This is a genomic window from Mesorhizobium sp. WSM4871, assembly GCF_055811295.1.
The window spans coordinates 182,325-200,718 of the sequence record NZ_JBVVPU010000007.1 but is presented as its reverse complement, the minus strand read 5'-3'; the positions used below and the strand labels follow the sequence as shown (position 1 = coordinate 200,718).

The 18,394-nt window shown below is 57.8% G+C and carries 16 protein-coding genes and 1 pseudogene; 8 read left to right on the top strand and 9 right to left on the bottom strand.

Annotated elements, in window-relative coordinates; all coding sequences use genetic code 11:
- Positions 1-141 precede the first annotated feature (141 nt).
- On the bottom strand, positions 142-447 hold the full coding sequence (locus AC0L2H_RS16435) for a hypothetical protein (RefSeq protein ID WP_473591206.1): 306 nt from the start codon (positions 445-447) through the stop codon (positions 142-144).
- A gap of 734 nt (positions 448-1,181) precedes the next feature.
- Between AC0L2H_RS16435 and AC0L2H_RS16430 the strand changes: the two genes are divergently transcribed.
- Positions 1,182-2,582, top strand: coding sequence for a phospholipase D-like domain-containing protein (locus AC0L2H_RS16430; RefSeq protein WP_473591205.1), 1,401 nt, complete (start codon positions 1,182-1,184; stop codon positions 2,580-2,582).
- A 69-nt stretch (positions 2,583-2,651) separates the two neighbouring features.
- On the opposite strand, the gene AC0L2H_RS16425 is transcribed toward AC0L2H_RS16430, so the two are convergent.
- The 4 genes from AC0L2H_RS16425 to AC0L2H_RS16410 all read right to left on the bottom strand — a co-directional run bounded on the left by AC0L2H_RS16425 (position 2,652) and on the right by AC0L2H_RS16410 (position 5,470).
- Positions 2,652-3,743 carry a YihY/virulence factor BrkB family protein gene (locus AC0L2H_RS16425; RefSeq protein WP_473591204.1) on the bottom strand — a complete coding sequence of 364 codons (1,092 nt, stop codon included), beginning with the start codon at positions 3,741-3,743 and terminating at the stop codon, positions 2,652-2,654.
- On the bottom strand, positions 3,733-4,263 hold the full coding sequence (locus AC0L2H_RS16420; protein ID WP_473591203.1) for a DUF982 domain-containing protein: 531 nt from the start codon (positions 4,261-4,263) through the stop codon (positions 3,733-3,735). Before AC0L2H_RS16420 ends, AC0L2H_RS16425 begins: the two co-directional genes overlap by 11 nt.
- A gap of 365 nt (positions 4,264-4,628) precedes the next feature.
- Entirely contained in the window at positions 4,629-5,078 is a 450-nt protein-coding gene (locus tag AC0L2H_RS16415) for a GFA family protein (protein ID WP_473591202.1), read from the bottom strand.
- Entirely contained in the window at positions 5,075-5,470 is a 396-nt protein-coding gene (locus tag AC0L2H_RS16410) for a hypothetical protein (RefSeq protein ID WP_473591201.1), read from the bottom strand. Before AC0L2H_RS16410 ends, AC0L2H_RS16415 begins: the two co-directional genes overlap by 4 nt.
- A 107-nt stretch (positions 5,471-5,577) precedes the next feature.
- Between AC0L2H_RS16410 and AC0L2H_RS16405 the strand changes: the two genes are divergently transcribed.
- A complete protein-coding gene (locus AC0L2H_RS16405) occupies positions 5,578-5,805 on the top strand; it encodes a hypothetical protein (RefSeq protein ID WP_473591200.1) in 228 nt (75 codons plus the stop codon).
- A 101-nt stretch (positions 5,806-5,906) separates the two neighbouring features.
- Here AC0L2H_RS16405 and AC0L2H_RS16400 read toward each other — a convergent pair whose 3' ends face one another.
- Positions 5,907-6,389, bottom strand: a complete 483-nt coding sequence (locus AC0L2H_RS16400; protein WP_473591199.1) for a pyridoxamine 5'-phosphate oxidase family protein — start codon at positions 6,387-6,389, stop codon at positions 5,907-5,909.
- 578 nt (positions 6,390-6,967) lie between these two features.
- Here AC0L2H_RS16400 and AC0L2H_RS16395 point away from each other — a divergent pair.
- On the top strand, positions 6,968-10,120 hold the full coding sequence (locus AC0L2H_RS16395) for a GAF domain-containing protein (protein WP_473591198.1): 3,153 nt from the start codon (positions 6,968-6,970) through the stop codon (positions 10,118-10,120).
- Between the two features lie 225 nt (positions 10,121-10,345).
- Here the strand turns inward: AC0L2H_RS16395 and AC0L2H_RS16390 are convergent, their stop codons facing one another.
- A complete protein-coding gene (locus AC0L2H_RS16390) occupies positions 10,346-10,549 on the bottom strand; it encodes a CsbD family protein (RefSeq protein ID WP_006337269.1) in 204 nt (67 codons plus the stop codon).
- 216 nt (positions 10,550-10,765) lie between these two features.
- Here AC0L2H_RS16390 and AC0L2H_RS16385 point away from each other — a divergent pair, with 216 nt between their 5' ends.
- Positions 10,766-11,410, top strand: a complete 645-nt coding sequence (locus tag AC0L2H_RS16385; RefSeq protein WP_473591197.1) for a sensor histidine kinase — start codon at positions 10,766-10,768, stop codon at positions 11,408-11,410.
- A gap of 94 nt (positions 11,411-11,504) precedes the next feature.
- Here AC0L2H_RS16385 and AC0L2H_RS16380 read toward each other — a convergent pair whose 3' ends face one another.
- Positions 11,505-12,542: a sensor histidine kinase gene (locus tag AC0L2H_RS16380; protein ID WP_473591196.1), complete on the bottom strand. Its 1,038-nt coding sequence runs from the start codon at positions 12,540-12,542 to the stop codon at positions 11,505-11,507.
- Complete coding sequence (locus AC0L2H_RS16375; RefSeq protein WP_473591195.1) at positions 12,542-14,029, bottom strand: ATPase domain-containing protein; 1,488 nt, start codon at positions 14,027-14,029, stop codon at positions 12,542-12,544. Before AC0L2H_RS16375 ends, AC0L2H_RS16380 begins: the two co-directional genes overlap by 1 nt.
- A gap of 1,140 nt (positions 14,030-15,169) precedes the next feature.
- Here AC0L2H_RS16375 and AC0L2H_RS16370 point away from each other — a divergent pair.
- The 4 genes and pseudogenes from AC0L2H_RS16370 (at position 15,170) to AC0L2H_RS16355 (ending at position 18,174) form a co-directional block, all read left to right on the top strand.
- On the top strand, positions 15,170-16,384 hold the full coding sequence (locus tag AC0L2H_RS16370) for an alpha/beta hydrolase family protein (RefSeq protein WP_473591194.1): 1,215 nt from the start codon (positions 15,170-15,172) through the stop codon (positions 16,382-16,384).
- A gap of 667 nt (positions 16,385-17,051) precedes the next feature.
- Positions 17,052-17,362 (top strand): annotated as a pseudogene (locus AC0L2H_RS16365) (type IV toxin-antitoxin system AbiEi family antitoxin domain-containing protein); the annotation flags it as partial.
- Positions 17,355-17,576, top strand: coding sequence for a hypothetical protein (locus tag AC0L2H_RS16360; RefSeq protein ID WP_473591193.1), 222 nt, complete (start codon positions 17,355-17,357; stop codon positions 17,574-17,576). The pseudogene AC0L2H_RS16365 and the gene AC0L2H_RS16360, both read left to right, overlap by 8 nt.
- A 271-nt stretch (positions 17,577-17,847) precedes the next feature.
- Positions 17,848-18,174, top strand: a complete 327-nt coding sequence (locus AC0L2H_RS16355; protein ID WP_473591192.1) for a nucleotidyl transferase AbiEii/AbiGii toxin family protein — start codon at positions 17,848-17,850, stop codon at positions 18,172-18,174.
- Positions 18,175-18,394: the final 220 nt, after the last annotated feature.

The following is an 18,394-nucleotide window of genomic DNA, read 5'->3' as shown; positions in this document are numbered from 1 at the left end:
GCGGCGCCCCACAAATGCCTGGCAAATTGAGCGCCAAACTCAATCGGCATAGAGATTTCCGGCTTCGATCTCCTGAGTTCTAGTCCGCAAAAACGGTCCCCGCGAGGGGACCGCCTGTTCGTGCATGGCAGCGATTGCGGGCTACTTGCTACCGCCATTCTGCTTAACGCTACTGCAGAACTCCGGATGGCTGTTGGCTGCGGTGGCATCCTTCGCCTCGTCCTCGCACGCCGCCATCATCGCGGCCTGATCGTCAGGTGACAGCGCCTTCCAGGCCTTCGCGAAATCGTCGCTACCGACCATCGTCTTCATGCTGGAGTCTGTATAGAAGGGCTGTACCTTGGCCGGATCATCGAGCGCCGACGTGCCGGTATTCCCAGCAGCAAGGGCTGAGCCCGCAGCGATCGAGAGCGCCATTGCGCCGAAGAAAATCATCTTGATGTTCATAATGTAATCCTCCTGTTGCTTTGGGACCGTTCAAGCAACGATCATTTTCAAAACGACAGAATGGGATCAAGGTTCCGGGCTTTTACGCGGAACGGCCAAATCCGAGTAAAATATTTCTCGATAGCCCTTGAAACTTTCTTCGGGTTCTTTCGCTCGCGCCGAAGTGCTCATTTCGACCGAAAGTGCGGACGGCCAACAAAAAGTGTCACCGGGGGGCCTAAGGCTTTTTATGCCACCATCGAGAAGGCGCGAAAAGCAGATCCCGGCCAGACGAGCCGCCGATGAAACATGATGGCCGGGGAGGCTCGCGACGCCGGGCTTCCCCAGGGGTTTTCAGCGGGTTTTCGATTCCGGCCCACTCCGACATACGCACGATGTCTTCAAACACCTTGAGACCCCACTTTGCTTCAGGTTCCAGTGGCTTGCCCTTGCGCAGATCGTCTGACGCCTGCGCAAGGGCCGGACCGCCCGGAGAGGATCATAACGGACCCCATTTCGTCGATCTCGGAGGGTGCGACCTATGGTGTCTTGCCGCTCCGCTCATCCACCCAAAACAATTCATAAACCGCGACGCTTCGGGGCTTCGCGGCTCTCTCGGATCCCTCTGATCATCTGCCGATCGGGGCCCGATCACGGGATTAGACATCATCATATGCAACCAGAACACCTTTGAAAGGTTCTTGCTGTGATTTTGAGCCGACGCGGCGTCGACCGTCGTCCGAGGTAAGCGATAGATGGACGTATCCGTTTCACGAACTGCAGATGACAACATAAGAGCGGGCAAGAGCGGCTTGCTGCTCGTGCCTAACAATTATGATGCGTTTGCCGTGCGCGTTCTGGCAGCAAGAAGCGCCGTTAGCAGCCTCGATCTAATGTACTACCTTTGGCACGATGACCACACTGGCCGCATGCTTCTGCAGGAGGTTTTCCAGGCTGCAGAGCGCGGCGTGCGAGTGCGGATGCTCCTAGATGACGTAAATCCTCGCAAAAACGATTCGTCATATTTAGCATTGGGCAATCATCCGAACATTGAGCTGAAGTTGTTCAATCCTAGTGGCATTAGACAACGCAGCATTGTGCGCGGTGTGGAAGTTCTGCTACGCCTTTTTGCGTTGACCCGGCGAATGCACAACAAGGCCTGGATCGCGGACGACAACGTCGCAATCGTCGGGGGGCGCAATGTTGGCGATGCCTATTTCGATGCCGCACAAACCAATTTTCGCGACCTCGACGTGCTGCTTCTGGGACCTGCCGTCCAGCAAACCGCTCAAATATTCGAGACCTTCTGGGTTTGTGAGGAAGCAATACCGATCAGCGCACTTGGTTCAGGCGCCCAGAACGAGCACGTTAACTTCTTCGAGGGGAATGACCCTAAAGCTGCTTCGACACTTCTAAGCGGTATAGGTGATCATGCTTCCCTCACCGAGTTCATTGCAGCAAGCAACGACGTCCATTGGGTGGACCGTGTGCGCGTAATTTCCGATCCTCCAGAGAAGGTGCGTGGTTGGAGGCGTCGCAGTTGGCTGATGAAGGAGTTACGCCCCATCATTCAGTCTGCGCGGCGCCGTCTCGAAATCGTATCTCCTTATTTCATCCCTGGCAGGAGGGGCTCCGCAATCTTGTCGGAACTCGTCAGCAATAGGGTTGAAGTTTCAGTCCTGACCAACTCCCTGGCAGCCACAGACATCGCCGCGGTTCATGGAGCCTACGCAAACTATCGCAAGCGACTGCTGAGGAATGGCGTAAAACTCTTCGAGCTCCAACCCTTCACGCGTAAACCGTCGATCTCGGTGTTTGGGTCGAAGGGCGCCAGTCTGCACACGAAAGCCTTCACGGTCGACGACAAGATCGGGTTCGTCGGTTCCTTCAATTTTGATCCGCGCTCGGTGTCGTTGAATTCGGAGATGGGCGTGCTCTTTGAGGATCCGAACTTGGTGGCTGAGCTTCAGCGCCGATTTCAAACCGAAATATCGGCCGAAACCAGCTACCGGCTTGAGCTGAAAAACAACGTCCTGCACTGGCATGGATGCGACGAGGGTGAGCTCCAAGACTATACCAGAGAACCGGAAGCCGGAATTTCTCGTCGTGTCCTGGCGGCCTTGGTCCGCCATCTTCCCATCGAGTCTCAGCTGTAGCCGGCACCCAGCGCTTCCTGAAGTTCAGCTAGGATCGCCAGCGGTGCTCTACGATGATCCGCACTCGTATCACTCTGCGATCTTTCCCAAGGTGTCGGCGACGACTGCCCCACGTTCTCCCATGGGGAGTGCGGGGCCCGTGGTTGAGTCACAGGCCGTCTGGTGTTCCATCTCTGCATTGATGGCGGCACCTGCGATGAAAATGATGACTGAAATCCATGTCCACATCATCAAGCCGACAACGGCGCCAAGGGAACCGTATGTGGCGTTGTAGTTGGCGAAATGCTGCAAATAGAACGAGAAGAGCCACGAAGCGGCAATCCACACTGCCGTCGCGGCCAAAGCCCCCCAGCTTAGCCATCGCCACTTCGCACGTTCCCGGCTGGGCCCAAAGCGATAGAGCAAGGAAATGCCGGTGAGCATCGCGATCACCAGGATTGGCCACCGAGCCAGCGTAACCAGCGTTTCCGTCCATGCATCAAGGTAGAAATAGCGCAAAAGTGCGGGAACGACGCCCACGGTCAGAAAGAGCACGATCGCAATAAGGAGCGCACCAACCGTGAACAATATCGACATCAGGTTCAGGGTGAAGAAACTGCGTTTCTCGCTTTCCTCATAGGCGATATTCATCGCGTCGAAAAGGGCCTTCATTCCGCTGTTTGCGCTCCAGAGAGCGATGGCGAGGCCGATGAAAAAGCCGGTCCCAAGTGCGCCTGGTTTCTGCCTCGCCAAGGCCTGGAGTTGGCCTCGGATGAGATCGAGCCCGCCCGACGGCAGCAACCCGCCGAGATATGCGACATGATCTGCCACCGTAATTGGATCCGCGACAAAACCATAGATAGAGATGAATGCCGCCAGAGCTGGGAACAGCGCGAGAAGCAAATAGAAGGTTGCTCCAGCCGCCACCAGCAGAACGCGGTCCTTGTTGAATTCTTCCCAGAGCCGCCAGAAAATATCTTTCCAACCCAGACCTGGAATTTGTGATGGCCAAGCCGCATCGCGGCCACGGTCTCCTGGTTCCGAATTAAGGGCTACTTGGTCGTCTTCCGTGGTTGACGATGCTCGGGCGGCTGCTTCTCCATCGATTAACGAGGATTGAGTACTTCCTGGATGAAGGCCCGGTGTCGCTTTGAAGCGCCATCCGGCTTTCCTAAAGTCCACGCTCGACCAGGATGCCGGCGTGCCCTGCCAATGCGACGAGGGCCTCCCTGGCCTGGTCCGGCGTTGCCTTGCCATCCAGCGCAGCATGCACGACCTCACTCGCCGATCGATAATGATAATAGGGCCCGCGTTTGGCGTGCGGCCAGTCGATCAGGATCTCGCGGGCGCCGTTGACCGATTTGACCTCGCGCACAGCGCTGCCGCCGTGCGGCTGGATACACACACTGCTTTCGAAATAGATACGGCTTGGCACGACGGCATCTTCGGGAGAGGACTCTACAAGAATGCTTGCTTCCCTGGCTGCCAAGCTGAAGGCATCGAAAACCTTTGCTACCGGCCGATGGCCGGCAAGCGCGCCCTCGGCCACTCTGCAGGCGTCGCGATGTGCCTGGGATTGGTCGGCGGGCCAATCGGCACTTTCGAGCAAAACGTAAGCTTCGTGCGCAGAGGCAGTCCGCCGGGCCTTAGCTCCCTCTCGCAGACGTACTTTCACCGGAATATCGAAGACTTGACCCTTCATCGCTCATCCCCAGTGCTCGAACCATGTCCGAAGCGTGCCTATGAACGCTGGTAGGACGCACCAGTTCCCCCCCACCGTGAACGGGGATCAACGACAAACTAGGGGGCCACGAGAACAGGCTTTGCAGCAATTGGATACCTCCGGTGACAGTATCCAATATGTCGACGTCCACGGCGCGCAGCCGCTTTTGTTCCGGGTGATGACGCCTCCGGTGCTGTGGGGCAGCCTCTGTCCATGCGGGCATAAAGTTCCTCGCCTTCGCCGAAGGCGGCCCAACGTGAACGGCCAAGCCGGGCAATCCCCCGCCCGCCGCCGACACAGTCGACCCACAGAGTTCGAGGCGAGTAGTGACGCCCTCCGCTAAGTCACGTATCCGGCTGTTGAGGCGGGCCCAGGACTTCAGGTTCGATTGGCGGCGCGTCGATCGCTCGGGACTCTCGATCGTGTTCGAATTGCTCAGCCCATTGCAGGTCCATGAGCCAGGGTTCGCGCCGACCGATCCAGAGTTCATAGCCGGGGACGATGTCGCTGGGAGTAAGATCGAGAGCACCGAGCATGATCTCCGCCTCGTCATCCCGCAAGGATGTCACGCGAGATCCGCAAATTTGGCAAAAACTTCGGCCTTCAAACGTGCTGAGTTGGCCCGTTCCTTGGTAAGCAGATCGCGGCCAGACCCCGAAGAAGTTGAATGCGCTCCCGCTCGTGCGCCGGCAATCATGACAGTGGCATAGCCCGACGCGAAGCGGGGCGCCCTTGACCGAGAAGCGAACTGCACCACAAAGACAGCCACCGTTGCGAATGTCATGTTCGCTCATATGAGAGCTCTCATTGGAGGGTCACTATTCTCGTCGGGATTCGGGACGGGCTGCTCGTCGGGAAGAACATCGGGATCAGGTTCACGGACGTCTGGCGTCCAAGTTGACGTGTCCACTGGCGGTTCTTCGGCCGGCTCTGGTTTGGGTGGCATGGCTACTCTCCACGATTGTCGGTTGGACGCGGCGTTTTGCCGACCACAGGTCGGGGCGATTTGTCTGGCCGGAAAAGACTCTACAATTGGGCTTTTGCGTTTGAGCGGAGCACCCGCCGTCTTGGTTGCAACGGGCGCCTGACCGGCTGCGTTAATACCTGGGTTTTTGCGCTCGATCTTGACGCCTGCAACCTCTGGCTCCTTAACAATTGCCTTGTTGAGATTTTTGACCTTAGCCATTCGCTATCTCCTTCGCTGGCCAACGACCGGCGGTAAGGAATGTTCCATGTGATGCGGAACTCGCAGCTTGCCGGGCTGTTATCGATCATCCCACTGGAGAATCGAAAATGCCTGGCAATGAAAATCATCGCGAAACCGGAGCAACAAAATATCCAGCCAAGACGGGTGCCGATCCTTCAGATGCGTTTTCCCAGGACGCAGCTGGCAACAAGAAGCCCAGGAGCGGGGCCGGACTGACGCGCCCCGTCAACGACGTAGATGACAAGACGCACCAGTCAGATGGTCAGAACCTTCCAGCACAGGCAAAGCGGAACCGCGAAAAGAGCCGTCCATGAACGTCGCGAATCTTCAACTTGAGCGGCTGATGATGGCCTTCGGGCGCTTAAAAAGGCCCGGATCGATTGCGCGTATCGAATGGGATGCAATCGGGTGTCCGCTACGCCAGGCTAACCTTTGCCACGCTGTCTTTGAAGTCTTCCTTGGGATCCCCCATGCCGAGAAACATCTTTATACCGGCAACGACGCTGGAAGCGTCTTTCCAGATTTCCGCCTCAGCCGGATCGAACCGCAGCAAGCAGAGCTTAGGATCGTCCTTCCCTTGCTCAAACCAGGCCGCGACGAAGCGATTCCACAGTCGATCAATCGTGGCGCGGTCATTGTCAGTCTGTAGTGTGCCATGGACGGTCGCGAAAAGGTCATGGCCTTTCGCCGCGTAAACAAGGGTTGCCGATGTGGGGCTTGAGGCGGCGTTCTCTGCAAGTTCGGTATCTTTTGCGGTGAAGAAGTAAATGACCTTCCGATCACCGTCGAACTGCGCTGTCATGGGCCGGGGATCTACGCCCGGAACCCCGACCATGGCCGTCATATCTGAACGGATTGACTTCCAGAACTGTCCTTCGAATTCGTGATTGTCGTGCATATCGTGGCTCCTGTGAGACAGCCAAACGTCGCGGTGGTGCCAAGGTTCCTATTCTTGCTGGGATATTACCGCTGAAACCACTGGCGTCTTCCTTGCCGTTCGTCGTGTCTCCAGATTCGTCTGGAAGGGCACGTCGCAATGGGGCCCCCCAGCATTTTTTTTGAGGGAAGCTCATGCTCCGCCGTCACCAGCCTCAACCGGTTCGACCGCAGATGGTTCCAGAAAGGTGGAGACGAACAGGTCCAAGTCCACTAGCGTTGACCGCAATCAACCGCGCGAGTTTGATTGGTCAGCTTTGGCTGTGTCGCCATTTGCGGCGTCGGTTCGATACCGCCAGCGTTTTGTGGCGTCGCTTCTACAGCTCTGTCTAGAAAAGCCGGTTGCATGCCTTCAGTTGCGGGATGACGCTCTCCGTTTTGCTTCGATCCGGAGCCCTCCAAAGTTCCAAAAACTGCTGATCTGCAGTAACCGCCTGAAGGGTCCATCTAGTCGTCGGCTCCAGACAGACTATCAGCAACTCACGATGGAACCTTGTGCCGCCAGACCGCATTAATGGCGTTGCATCAACTGGGGCTATTATGGGGGCCACCGTCGACCACGAGCTGGAAACTAGCCTGCACCGCTCGGAGGTGTTAGCGGCGCTGGGCGATCGCATTCGAGAAATCGACGATCCTGGAGAACTGGCATACGCGGCAGCGCAGTTGCTAGGCCGGCAACTCAATGTCAGTCGAGCCGGCTACGGAACGATCGATCTCGAGCGGGAGACGATCACCATCGAACGAGATTGGAACGCGCCGGGCATAAAGAGCTTGGCGGGGATACTTCATTTTCGGGATTACGGCTCGTACATCGAAGATCTGAAGCGGGGCGAGACTGTCGTTTTCGACGACGCTGAAAAGGATCCTCGGACGAAGGCTCATGCTGACGCGCTGAAAGCTATCAGCGCCCAATCGGTCATCAATATGCCGGTGACTGAGCATGGCGGCCTGGTTGCGCTGCTTTATTTGAATCACGCCAAGGCTAGACAATGGACACCCGACGAAATCAACCTGATTTCGGAAGTTGCCAACCGTATGCGTACGGCGACCGAGCGCCTGCGCGCCGAGCGAGCGCTGCGCGAAAGTGCCGAGCGTCTGACCTTTCTCGATAAGCTCGGCAAGGAAACCGCTGATGCGACCAGCGCCGACGCCGTCATGCAAGTCACAACCCGGCTGATCGGAGAACACCTTCGTGTCTCCATCTGCGCCTACGCAGACATGGAGCCGGATCAGGACCATTTCACCATTCGCGGCGACTGGAGTGCTCCGGGTTCGCCCAGTATTGTCGGCTACTACAGCCTGGCGGATTTTGGGCGCCTCGCTGTCGCCAACCTCAGCGCCGGCCGGCCGCTTGTAGTCAACGACAATCTCGCGGAACTGCCGCCCGAGGAAGCAAAGACTTTCCAAAATATCGGCATCGCGGCAACTATCTGCATGCCGCTGGTCAAGCAGGGTCGGCTGACCGCGCTGATGGCAATTCACGACAAGCAGCCGCGTTTGTGGTCGCAACGTGAACTGGCCTTGCTGACTGAGGTGACTGAGCGCTGCTGGGCCCACATAGAGCGGGTTCGCTCCGAGCAGGGGGCCAGGGCCAGTGAGGAGCGTCTGCGGCTGGCGACAGACGCGGCCGCCATCGGCACATGGGACTATGACCCCGTGAGGAGGGATCTCCGCTGGGACGACAGGTGCAAGGCCCTGTTCGGGCTACCACCCGACGCCGAGGTCACCTATGAGGACGCATTTCTGGCGGGCTTGCATCCCGAAGACCGAGATCGGGCGGACGAGGCGGTGCGGCGAGCGCTCACGTGCGGAGCAACTTCGCGGTATGACATCGAGTATCGCACCATCGGCCTGCGCGACGGAAAAGAGCGGTGGATCGCAGCCACGGGCGACGCATTCTTTGAAGACGGAAGAGCGGTCCGCTTCATCGGCACAGTGTTCGACATAACCTCGCGAAAGCGGGCGCAGCGCCATCTCCAGATCATGAACGCGACAGGAGCCGCGGTTGCGGCGGAGCTCGATCTGGAACGGATCGTACAGACAGTCACGGACGCCGGCGTGGAATTGTCGGGAGCGCAATTTGGGGCATTCTTCTATAATGTGATCGACGATCAGGGCGGCAGCTACACGCTCTACGCCTTGTCAGGCGCGTCCCGCTCGGCCTTCGAGAACTACCCCATGCCGCGCAACACGGCCGTTTTCGCTCCAACATTTCTTGGAACCGGCGTGGTTCGCTCCGACGATATCCTGCAAGACCCCCGCTATGGCAGCAACTCACCAAACAAGGGAATGCCGAAGGGTCATCTTCCAGTACGTTCTTATCTGGCGGTGCCTGTCGCATCGCGCTCAGGCGAAGTGCTTGGCGGATTATTCTTCGGGCATGCCGAAACCGGCGTTTTCGGAGCCGAGCACGAGTCCGCGCTACTCGGACTTGCAGGACATGCCGCAACGGCAATAGACAATTCCCGATTGTTTAGGGCGCTACAGGCCCTCAACGCCACGCTCGAGCAACGCGTGCTTGAGGCTGTTGCCGAGCGTGCCAGAGCTGAAGAGCATCTTCGGCAGGCACAGAAGATGGAAGCTGTCGGCCAACTCACCGGTGGGATAGCGCACGACTTCAACAACATGCTTGCGGTTATCATCGGTGGCCTTAACCTTGTACAACGCAAGCTCAGAAAGGGTGATACGAACGTCCAGAGTTTTGTTGAGGGGGCGATAGAGGGCGCGCAACGTGCGGCGGAACTTACCAAGCGGCTTCTGGCTTTTGCACGCCAGCAACCGTTAGCGCCGAAACGCCTCAATCCAAACCGTTTGGTTGGCGGCATGAGCGAACTGCTGAGCCGGACGCTTGGCGAAACCATTGAAGTTGAGACTGTGCTCGCCGCGGGCCTGTGGCAGGTGAAGGTCGATTCTGCGCAGCTTGAAAACGCTCTTCTCAACTTGTCGGTCAATGCCCGTGATGCGATGCCTGCGGGCGGAAAGTTGACCATCGAGACCTCCAACGCTTACATCGACGATCGATATGCGAGAGAAAACGCGATCGCCGCCGGCCAGTATGTGCTTATCGCCGTCACCGACACCGGGACCGGAATGTCGGAGGATGTCAGGGCCAAAGCATTCGATCCGTTTTTCACCACCAAGCGCGTTGGCAAGGGAACAGGCCTGGGACTCAGCCAAGTCTATGGCTTCGTGCGGCAGTCAGGCGGTAGCGTCAAAATCTACTCAGAACCAGGCCACGGAACTACTTTGAAAATTTACCTGCCGCGCTCGTATGACGGGGTAGCAGAGGAAACTGTCTCGAGACCGACAGAGGAGTATCCGGGCCGCGCGGAAGAAGTCATCATGATTGTCGAGGACGAGGAAAGCGTCCGTCTCATGGCGGCCGAGGCGCTGCGCGAGCTGGGCTATTCGGTTCTGGAGATGCGTGGTCCGGGAGAGGCGCTGGACCACGTCCAAAGCGGGCACGTGCCGTCGCTCCTGTTTACGGATGTTGTGATGCCGGAGATGTCGGGACGTGAACTGGTGGACAAGGTCAAAGCGATAATTCCTGACCTCAAAATTCTCTATACCACCGGCTACACACGCAACGCCATTGTCCACAACGGAACTCTGGACATTGGGACAGAGCTTCTAGGGAAGCCCTACACCCTCGACGAATTGGCGGAGAAGGTTCGCTCTATTCTCGACCGATAGGGAGGTCGCGGAGGGAAAGCGTAGCGCCGTCCAGTCTGATTGGTTTGTGGCACCGTCAGCCGTATGCGGAGGTCTTGCCGCTGCGTCACATTACAATCACGGAGCGGTCACGGCAACGAGGCCGCCACTGAACCCAAGGCGCAGACGTCGGCTCTGCTGTGGCTACAACAAAAAAGGCGCTGCCTTGTGTGACAGCGCCCTAATACCTTTGATCAAAGGCGATCACTACCAGCCCTGCTGACCATACCAATCGTCGACATCCTTTCGGACGCGGTCCTTCTCGATACCGTAACGCTCCTGGATCTTGCCTTCAAGCTGGTCGCGCTTTCCCGCGATCCGGTCCAGATCGTCGTCAGTGAGCTTACCCCACTGTTCCTTGACCTTGCCTTTGACCTGCTTCCAGTTTCCTTCGACGCGGTTCCAATCCATGGTCCGTGACCTCCAGTGTTTCAGAGAAAGTGAAACGGGTGTCAGTCCGGGAGGTTCCGATAAAGTCAAAGGCTCAACTGAGCAAAAAGCGCGGCGCAAACCTCTTCCGCGACTGGGGCGGGACGTCGAAGGCGTAACCTATCCGCCGCCGAGCGGCGGCGCTATGAGAGGGAACTCGCTGACGCGCGGCCGGCCGCAGACGCAAGGAATCGTGACTTGACTGAAAGATGGGTCGCTGAGCGCGAACAGGGAGAATTGCGGGAGCAGTTCATTGCCGTACTTGGACACGATTTGCGCAATCCCCTGGCGGCGATCGACGCCGGCGTCAGGCTGGTGTTGCGAGAGCAGCCCGGCGAACGCATCGCCACGGTTGCGCGGCTCATCCAGGGGAGTACCTTGCGGATGAGCGGTCTGATCAACAACCTGCTGGATTTCGCGCGCGGCCGGTTGGGTGGCGGAATGGCTGTCCAGCTTGACGTCAGCAAACCGCTGGAGCCCACACTGCAGCAAGTGATTGGCGAAATTCGCGCCGTTGTGCCGGAGCGGGTGCTACAGATGCACTTGGAAATTGACGTTCCCGTCGCTGTCGACCACGCGCGAATCGCGCAGCTTTTCTCCAATCTTCTCGGCAATGCCATAACCCACGGCGACCCGCTTGAACCTGTTCGCATCGCCGTAGCGACGCGAGACGGCCAACTCATGGCCAGTGTCGCCAACAGCGGCCCACCGATCTCGCCTGCAGCGATGGACACTTTGTTCCAGCCGTTTTATCGGGGCGAAGGGAAAGCCAGCCAACAGGGTTTGGGCCTCGGGCTTTTACACCGCCAGCGAGATTGCCAAGGCCCATGGCGGGCGTATTGACGCCGTCTCTCACGCGAATGAAACCTGCTTTACCTTCGTGATGCCGATTGTATAACGCCTGAGAAAGCTAGAGAGGCATTTTGTCGTGCTGTGATCAGTAGGCGGGCACGAGACGCGTGTCACGCAGCGGCAGGGCCATGGTGAACTGCAAGCCGTTACGATGGTATTTCAATTCTACCTTAGCGTCACACTGCACCGCCACAACCTTTTCTAGCAAAGTGGTCCCAAAACCGCGCCGCTTGGGCTGCTCGACCTTTGGCCCATCCCGTTCCCGCCAGTCAAGGTTGACGATCTGCGCGTCGCCGAACGCGCTGACTGACCAGCGGACATCCAGGCGACCTTGAGGCAGGGACAGCGCACCGAATTTCGACGAATTGGATGCCAGTTCATGGAAGGCCATCCCGACCGGGATCGCGATGTCAGCGACAAGCGCCACGTTCGGTCCTTCCAACACTATGCGCGGCCTGTCGTGCGTTTCGTAGTGGCTAAGCTCGCTTTCAAGCAGTCTGTATAAGGATGCTGTCTGCCAGTAATCGTCGGTTAGCATCGAATGCGTGTCGGCCAGCGAAACGATCCGGGCTGAAAAATCACGAATGAAATCCTGGACGTTGCCGCTCGACTTAGCCGTCGCGCCCATCATCGCGCGAACGTTGGCCAGCGTGTTCTTGACGCGATGATGCAGCTCTCGGATGAGCAATTTCTGCCGGTCGGCTACCTCCTGCTTCTGTTTGATGTAGGACTGGACCTCGCGCTGGCGGGCGCGGGCACGCAGAGCAGAGCGCACAGAATTGGCAAGGCTCGAAGCCAGGAATGGCCGTTCAAGCACGATCAAATAGCGGTCTAGGAAGGCCAACCGCTTGTCGAATTCCGTACCACGCATGGTCAGAAGTACAATCGGAAAATCTGACCATGCCGGTTGGTTCTCAAGCCATGCTGCGAATCGCTTTCTATCCGAACTAATCAATGCTTCCTCGGCCACAACAAGACACTGTGCCTCGTCCAGAAGGGGCAGAGTCTGGTCCAGGCTGTCGCAAACACGCGAGGCAATGTGGTTCGTCGCTAGTATGGAAGCCGCGATCTTCGCGTCACGGCCGAGAGGCGCGAGCACGAGGACTGCGGGACTCGAGGCCATCACGAAGCCTTGTCTTTGAGAAGATCGCCCTGCTTGCCCTCAAATTCTGGTGATCCCATCAGGATGCCACGGAACTGTTCCAATGGCTCGCCCACCGTCACGCCGGTAACGCCGATTTTAAACTCGCGAATTGTCTCTTCGTGCGGGCCGACGCGTTTTTTGACAACCGAAATGGCGCGTCTCAACCGACCTGCGTTTTCGAAGAAACGTAGCAACATGATGGAATCGCAGAGATACGTCATATCCACCGGTGCTGCCATTTGACCATACAGCCCGTGATTGGCTAGGAGCAGGATCGTAACAGCAGCCTTCTGGTTGAGATAGGTGAGGATCTCGTGCATCTGAAGCACGAGATGCTGTTCTTCCGACATTGCATTGAGGTAGCCGGTCAGACTGTCGATTACGACGATCCGGGCATTGGAACCTTCCACCGCCGCTTGGATGCGCGAAGACAATTCGCCCGGCGAAAGCTCAGCCGGATTGACCGGTTCAAGCATCAGCATGCCATTATAGGCAAATGGTTCCAGATCCATACCAAGCCCCGCAGCGCGCGCCAGGAAAATGCGCTTTGTTTCGTCAAACAAGAGCACCAGCACACGCTCGCCGCGCGTGAGTGCGGCATAGCAATAGGTGCAGGCAATGGTGGACTTGCCAACGCCGGACGGCCCCATCAGCAGAGTGCTGGTACCGCGTTCCAGACCGCCGCCGAGCAGTGTGTCGATCTGGTTGTTGCTCATGGCCGAGGGGCCATGCTCGGCCATCTCATGCTCGGCGGCAACCAGCCGCGGAAAGGCGATAACGCCGCCTGGCCGAATGATGAAATCGTGAAAGCCACCCCGAATCTGCACGCCGCGCATCTTGATCACACGCAGCCGCCGGCGCTCGCCGCCATAGATGGGCGACAGCTGCTCCATCCGGATGACGCCGTGACTGATCGAATGCAAATTGAGATCGTCCTGTTCGGCTGTCAGGTCGTCGAGCATGAGCACCGTCACATTGTTGAGCATAAAGAAGCTCTTCAGAGCCAACACTTGACGCCGGTAGCGCAGCGACCCTTGCGACAAAAGCCGGATTTCCGAAAGTGAATCGAACACCACTCGGTCGGGTTTGATGCGATCGATCTCAGCCAGGGCAGACTGCACGGTTTCGCCGAGTTCCAGTTCGGAGGAATGAACCAATGTCTGAAGCTGTGCCGGATCGAGGCTGAGTTCTGGAGGCACAAGCTCAAGAATTTGTACGCCCTGCAGGTCCCAGCCGTGACGGTCGGCAACCGACAGCAGCTCACGCTTGCTTTCTGACAGCGTGATGTAAAGGCACGTCTCTCCGTTCTTGGCTCCCTCGATCAAGAACTGTAGGCCAAGGGTGGTCTTTCCGGAACCTGGTTTTCCCTCGATGAGATGGGATCGGTTTTTGGCGTAGCCGCCGCGAAGAATGTAATCGAGACCGTCGACCCCAGAAGCAATCGCTGACGCATCGTCGCTGTCCACTCTGATCCCCAACCGCAATTTCGAGAACGAGATAACGGCGGGCACTTTTGATGGTTCCACGTCGGTAGGTTGCATTTCTCTGTCGCGTCGGCCTTTAACACGTTCGAAAAGACGCCTGGAAAAATGGAAGAGTTTGGGAGTCGAAAAAAAGGCCAGTACTCGCCGTCAGGTGCCAAAGTTTATGTTTGCTCACCTTCGATGAACCCAGTGCCTGACATTCAGAGTGGGCACTGCAAAAGGAGGCATTCCAGCCACGAAAGCCTTTTTCCGTCCCGCATTCGACAGAATTTGCAGCCTCGAGCTGGAGCTTTCATTCATGTTCTCACCTTCTCTTTAGGTTTGTAGAGATCAGCCTCACACATGACCGATCGTTAAACTCGGTCAGCCCGACAGGTAGCTGCCGACGCTTGGTGGCAAGATCGTCCCTGGCTCTCATTAGCCGCAACGTCGCCTGGCAGGCGAGTTATCCGCCTTACAGTGTCCACAATTGGAACGTTAACGGTACTTTTCGAGACGGCATACGCGCACCGCCAAACACCATAGAGTTGCAAAAACGCCCGATTGTCATCGATAGATAGCGAAACCTCGAAATATTTTTCGAGGCGATTTTCCCTTTAAAATCAACAGCGTAATTATTTGACGGTCTTGTTGTCGGTTTTTTGTGCTGAAAACAAGAAAAAATCCAGCTAAATCAATCATCTAGCTGGGATAAAACGATTGAGTGGGAGTGAGGGGATAGTTCCGGGGAATAGGTTTGAGTGCGGTGGGATATCTTTGGGAGTTATTGGCGGCCGATAGTAGCTGATAGCAGGCGGGTGTGCCTCTTGATCACTCACGATAGGTGCGGACCAATTCAACACGTTATCCGAGAGGGGAGAGGGGTGCGCGGCTAACTATAGCGTCGATCGTCGCCTGATGTCTTAGCCGAGCCACCGTCGAACCTGATCCACCATGAAACCATATCCGCATGGCGCGGGCAGTGCCGACGCCTTTGGCGGGCGGTGGCAGAACTATCGTGCCAGGACACACGGGATTCGGTCTATCCCGCATCTGAAGCGCGCCTTTGTCCGCATAATTTCAGCGAAAGTTAAGTGCTAGGCAGTTACGTCATTGCCGCGGATTAATTTTCGGAGAATGCCGATGTCGATGATGCTGCGCGCCTTGGCTGTTGCCGTTCTGGCGCTGGGTTTAGTTAGCACCCTGCCTGCGATGGCGCAGGACAAGGCCCCCATCAACATCGCCTCAGACGTACAATACGAATTCATCGGCCGCTGGGATGCCGACAAGCTTAACAAGGTACTCACCGACGACACGCCGAAATTCTTCGGCGTAACGGTGAAATATACCGCAGCCAAGAACGCGGTGAAGCTATACCGCGTGACCTATTCGTCGGTGGTGCCGGAGCGCGGCAACAAGCCGATCGTCGCGACCGGACTGGTCGCCGTTCCCGATATCGCCGGCACATCGTTCCCGATGGTGTCGTATCAGCACGGCACGGTTTACGAGAAGACGCAGGTGCCGTCGTTTCCGGATCAGTCGCCGGAGACGCAGCTGATGCTCGCTCAGTTCGCAGGGCAGGGCTACATCGTCATCGGCGCCGACTATTTCGGCATGGGCTCTTCGAAGGAGCTGGAAGGCTACATGGTGAAGGCGAGCCACCAGCAGGCGAGCTACGACATGCTGCTGGCGAGCCGCGCCGTACTCGCTGATCTGAAACTCTCAAGCAGCAAGCTGTTCGTCAGCGGTTGGTCGCAGGGCGGTTTCGTCGCGATGGCGTTTCTGGAAAAATTGGAAGCCGCCGGCGTAAAGGTCGATGCCGCGGCGACGGCGAGCGCGCCGGTCGACGTGTCGGTCGCCCTCAATGGTTTCCTCAGCTTCCCGCGCAAGAACGACGCTGACTGGGTGAACTCGCTGTTCATCCTGTCGTCGTTTGCGTTCGAGAATTATTATGGCGTGCCGGGGTTGGCGCGCTCGCTGATCGCGGATGCGTACTACGATGTCGCGCGCAAAGCTTACCTGCGCGAACCCTTTAATGTCAGCGATGTGCCGACCGATCTGCATAAGCTGATCAAGCCGGATTATTTCAACGCGCAGTTCTTCGCCGAGTCGGCCTATGGCAAGCTCGTCGCGCAGACCGCGGCCTATCGATGGGTCATCAAGACGCCGGTGCGCAATTATTATGGCGAGGCGGACGAGGCGATCGCCGTTGGCTTGGGGCAACTGGCGATGACCTATCAGCGCGCTATCGGTAACGGCAACCCGCAAGTCGAAGCCGTGTCGACCGGACAGACCTCGCACCGCGGTACCTATGCCACCGCCATGCCGCAGTGGAAGACCTGGTTCGACGGGCTGTAGGGAACAAATGAGCGGCGCGGGTGGGCGCTTTTTAGCGTTACCCCGCGCCGCCACCTTGTCCTGCGTCTTGGTGTCGGAGTCGCTCGCGCCGTGACGTTCGCGATGGTGCTCTCGAAAGACGCTCACCCATCGCAACCAGGCAGGGTCACAAGTACCGCTCCAGCCGCCGCCTCTTCGAGCGTCTGGTCGAACTTTGGGCGACATCCGCGAACTTGGCCGGCCAGCTGTCGTTCCGGTACTACGGATTGTAATCATGGCAGTTACAGCAGAACAGAAGGCGACCCCGACAGACCGGTCAGGCATTGATCAGTTGCTTGATGCACCCTTTTCAGCATCATCACGCTGGCGACAGTCATAGCGCTGCTTTTTCCACATTAGGTGGTCGGCATCTCTCTTCACGCTCTATATCAGGATCATCGCGCTTGCGGTCCACGTCCGTCAGGTTGGATGAGCGGGGCAGTGGACCAATTCTCGGATGCACTCGAGGCCTTTTTCCGCCTCAATATAACTAAGATAAATCAGAACATATTGAATTACGAATCTGGGACGCAGGAGTGCGAAGCTCTTCGGGCGTGCCAATACAAAATATGACTTACGCCGGTTTTGGAAGGACGTAAATTTGATCGAGCCACGTCGTCGCCTGGCGTACGCGACCAGGAGGACCAGGCAGAAAGATTGGGCCTCCAAGGCTGACGGTACGCCGATACGGCTCGAGCGTTTCACTGACCGCCTGCTCGGGGAGGGGGTCGAAACCCACTCCATCGAGGGCGTGCCTGTAAGGTCTTCGGCGTCGCCAAGACGATTGCCGATTGCTTCCGATATCGGAACAAGATCGGTCTGTCGGTTGCGATCGAGGGCCCCAGGGAGGCGCTTCGTCAACGTAAGGCCACGTCAGGTGAGATTGCCAAACAGGCCGAGCGTGGCGATGTCGCCACCGTCATCCGACCGTATCTCGAGGCGCTGACTGCCAATGGCTAAGGAGATCAAGAACATTGGCGCCTCGGTGCGCGCACGCTTGCTGCAGTTCGCGAAAGCAAGCGGTCAGAGCTTCGATCTGGTTCTGACGCGCTTCGCCCCCGAGCGGCTGCTCTTTCGGCGCAGTTGGTCACGCCACGCCGACCGCTTCGTGCTGAAGGGCGCGATGTTGATGATGAGCTGGTTCGACGACCCGCATGCGGTACGCGCGACCTAGATCTGCTCGGCTTCGGCGACCCGAGCCCGGAGCCGATGCTGGCGACGTTTCAGGAAATCTTGGCATAGGATACCGGCGATGGCGTCGAGTTCGACGCTGACGCACTACGCGTCGACCGCATTCGCGAGGAGCCGGAACATGGTGGGCTCAGGCTGCGGACGACGGCCTCGATCGGCGGCGCCCGCATAAGTTTGACGATCAACATCGGCTTTGGCGATGCGGTGGAACCTGGCACCGAAAAAGCTGGACTATCCTTACGCTTGACTTCCCCATGCCCCGGCTACGTGGCTACGCGGGCGAAACCGTCATTGCCGAGAAATTCCAGGCGATGGTGGCGCTGGGGCCGGCGAACAGCCGAATGAAGGATTTCTATGACATCTGGATTCTCAGCCGGTCCTTCACCTTTGACGACGACAGGTTGTCCTGGGCGATCGCTGCCACCTTTGCGCGGCGCAGGACGGCAATTCCTGAGGACCTACCTGACGATGAAGCGCTGCCAATGTTCGACACCAAACGTGCTCTGCGCTTCCCGATTCACTCTCAGGCTCTCAGGCTCAGGCTGGAACGGATGCTTGGCGGGAGCTTTTCTCGAGAGTAACCGCAACGGCTGGCATCTTGCTGTGGTGCGGCGATGAGAATCTTCGAGTTACTTTGGCCGACTGGACAGCTGGATCTATTCGAATAATTGTCATCTCCACAATGATTCGCTGCTGCTATCCATTTCACGTCCAATGACCCGCCTGTTCAGACCGGCAAAATCGGGTGAAATGTGTGCCAGATCGACCGTTGTAATGGCTATTTGTCCCTTCGCTGCCGTT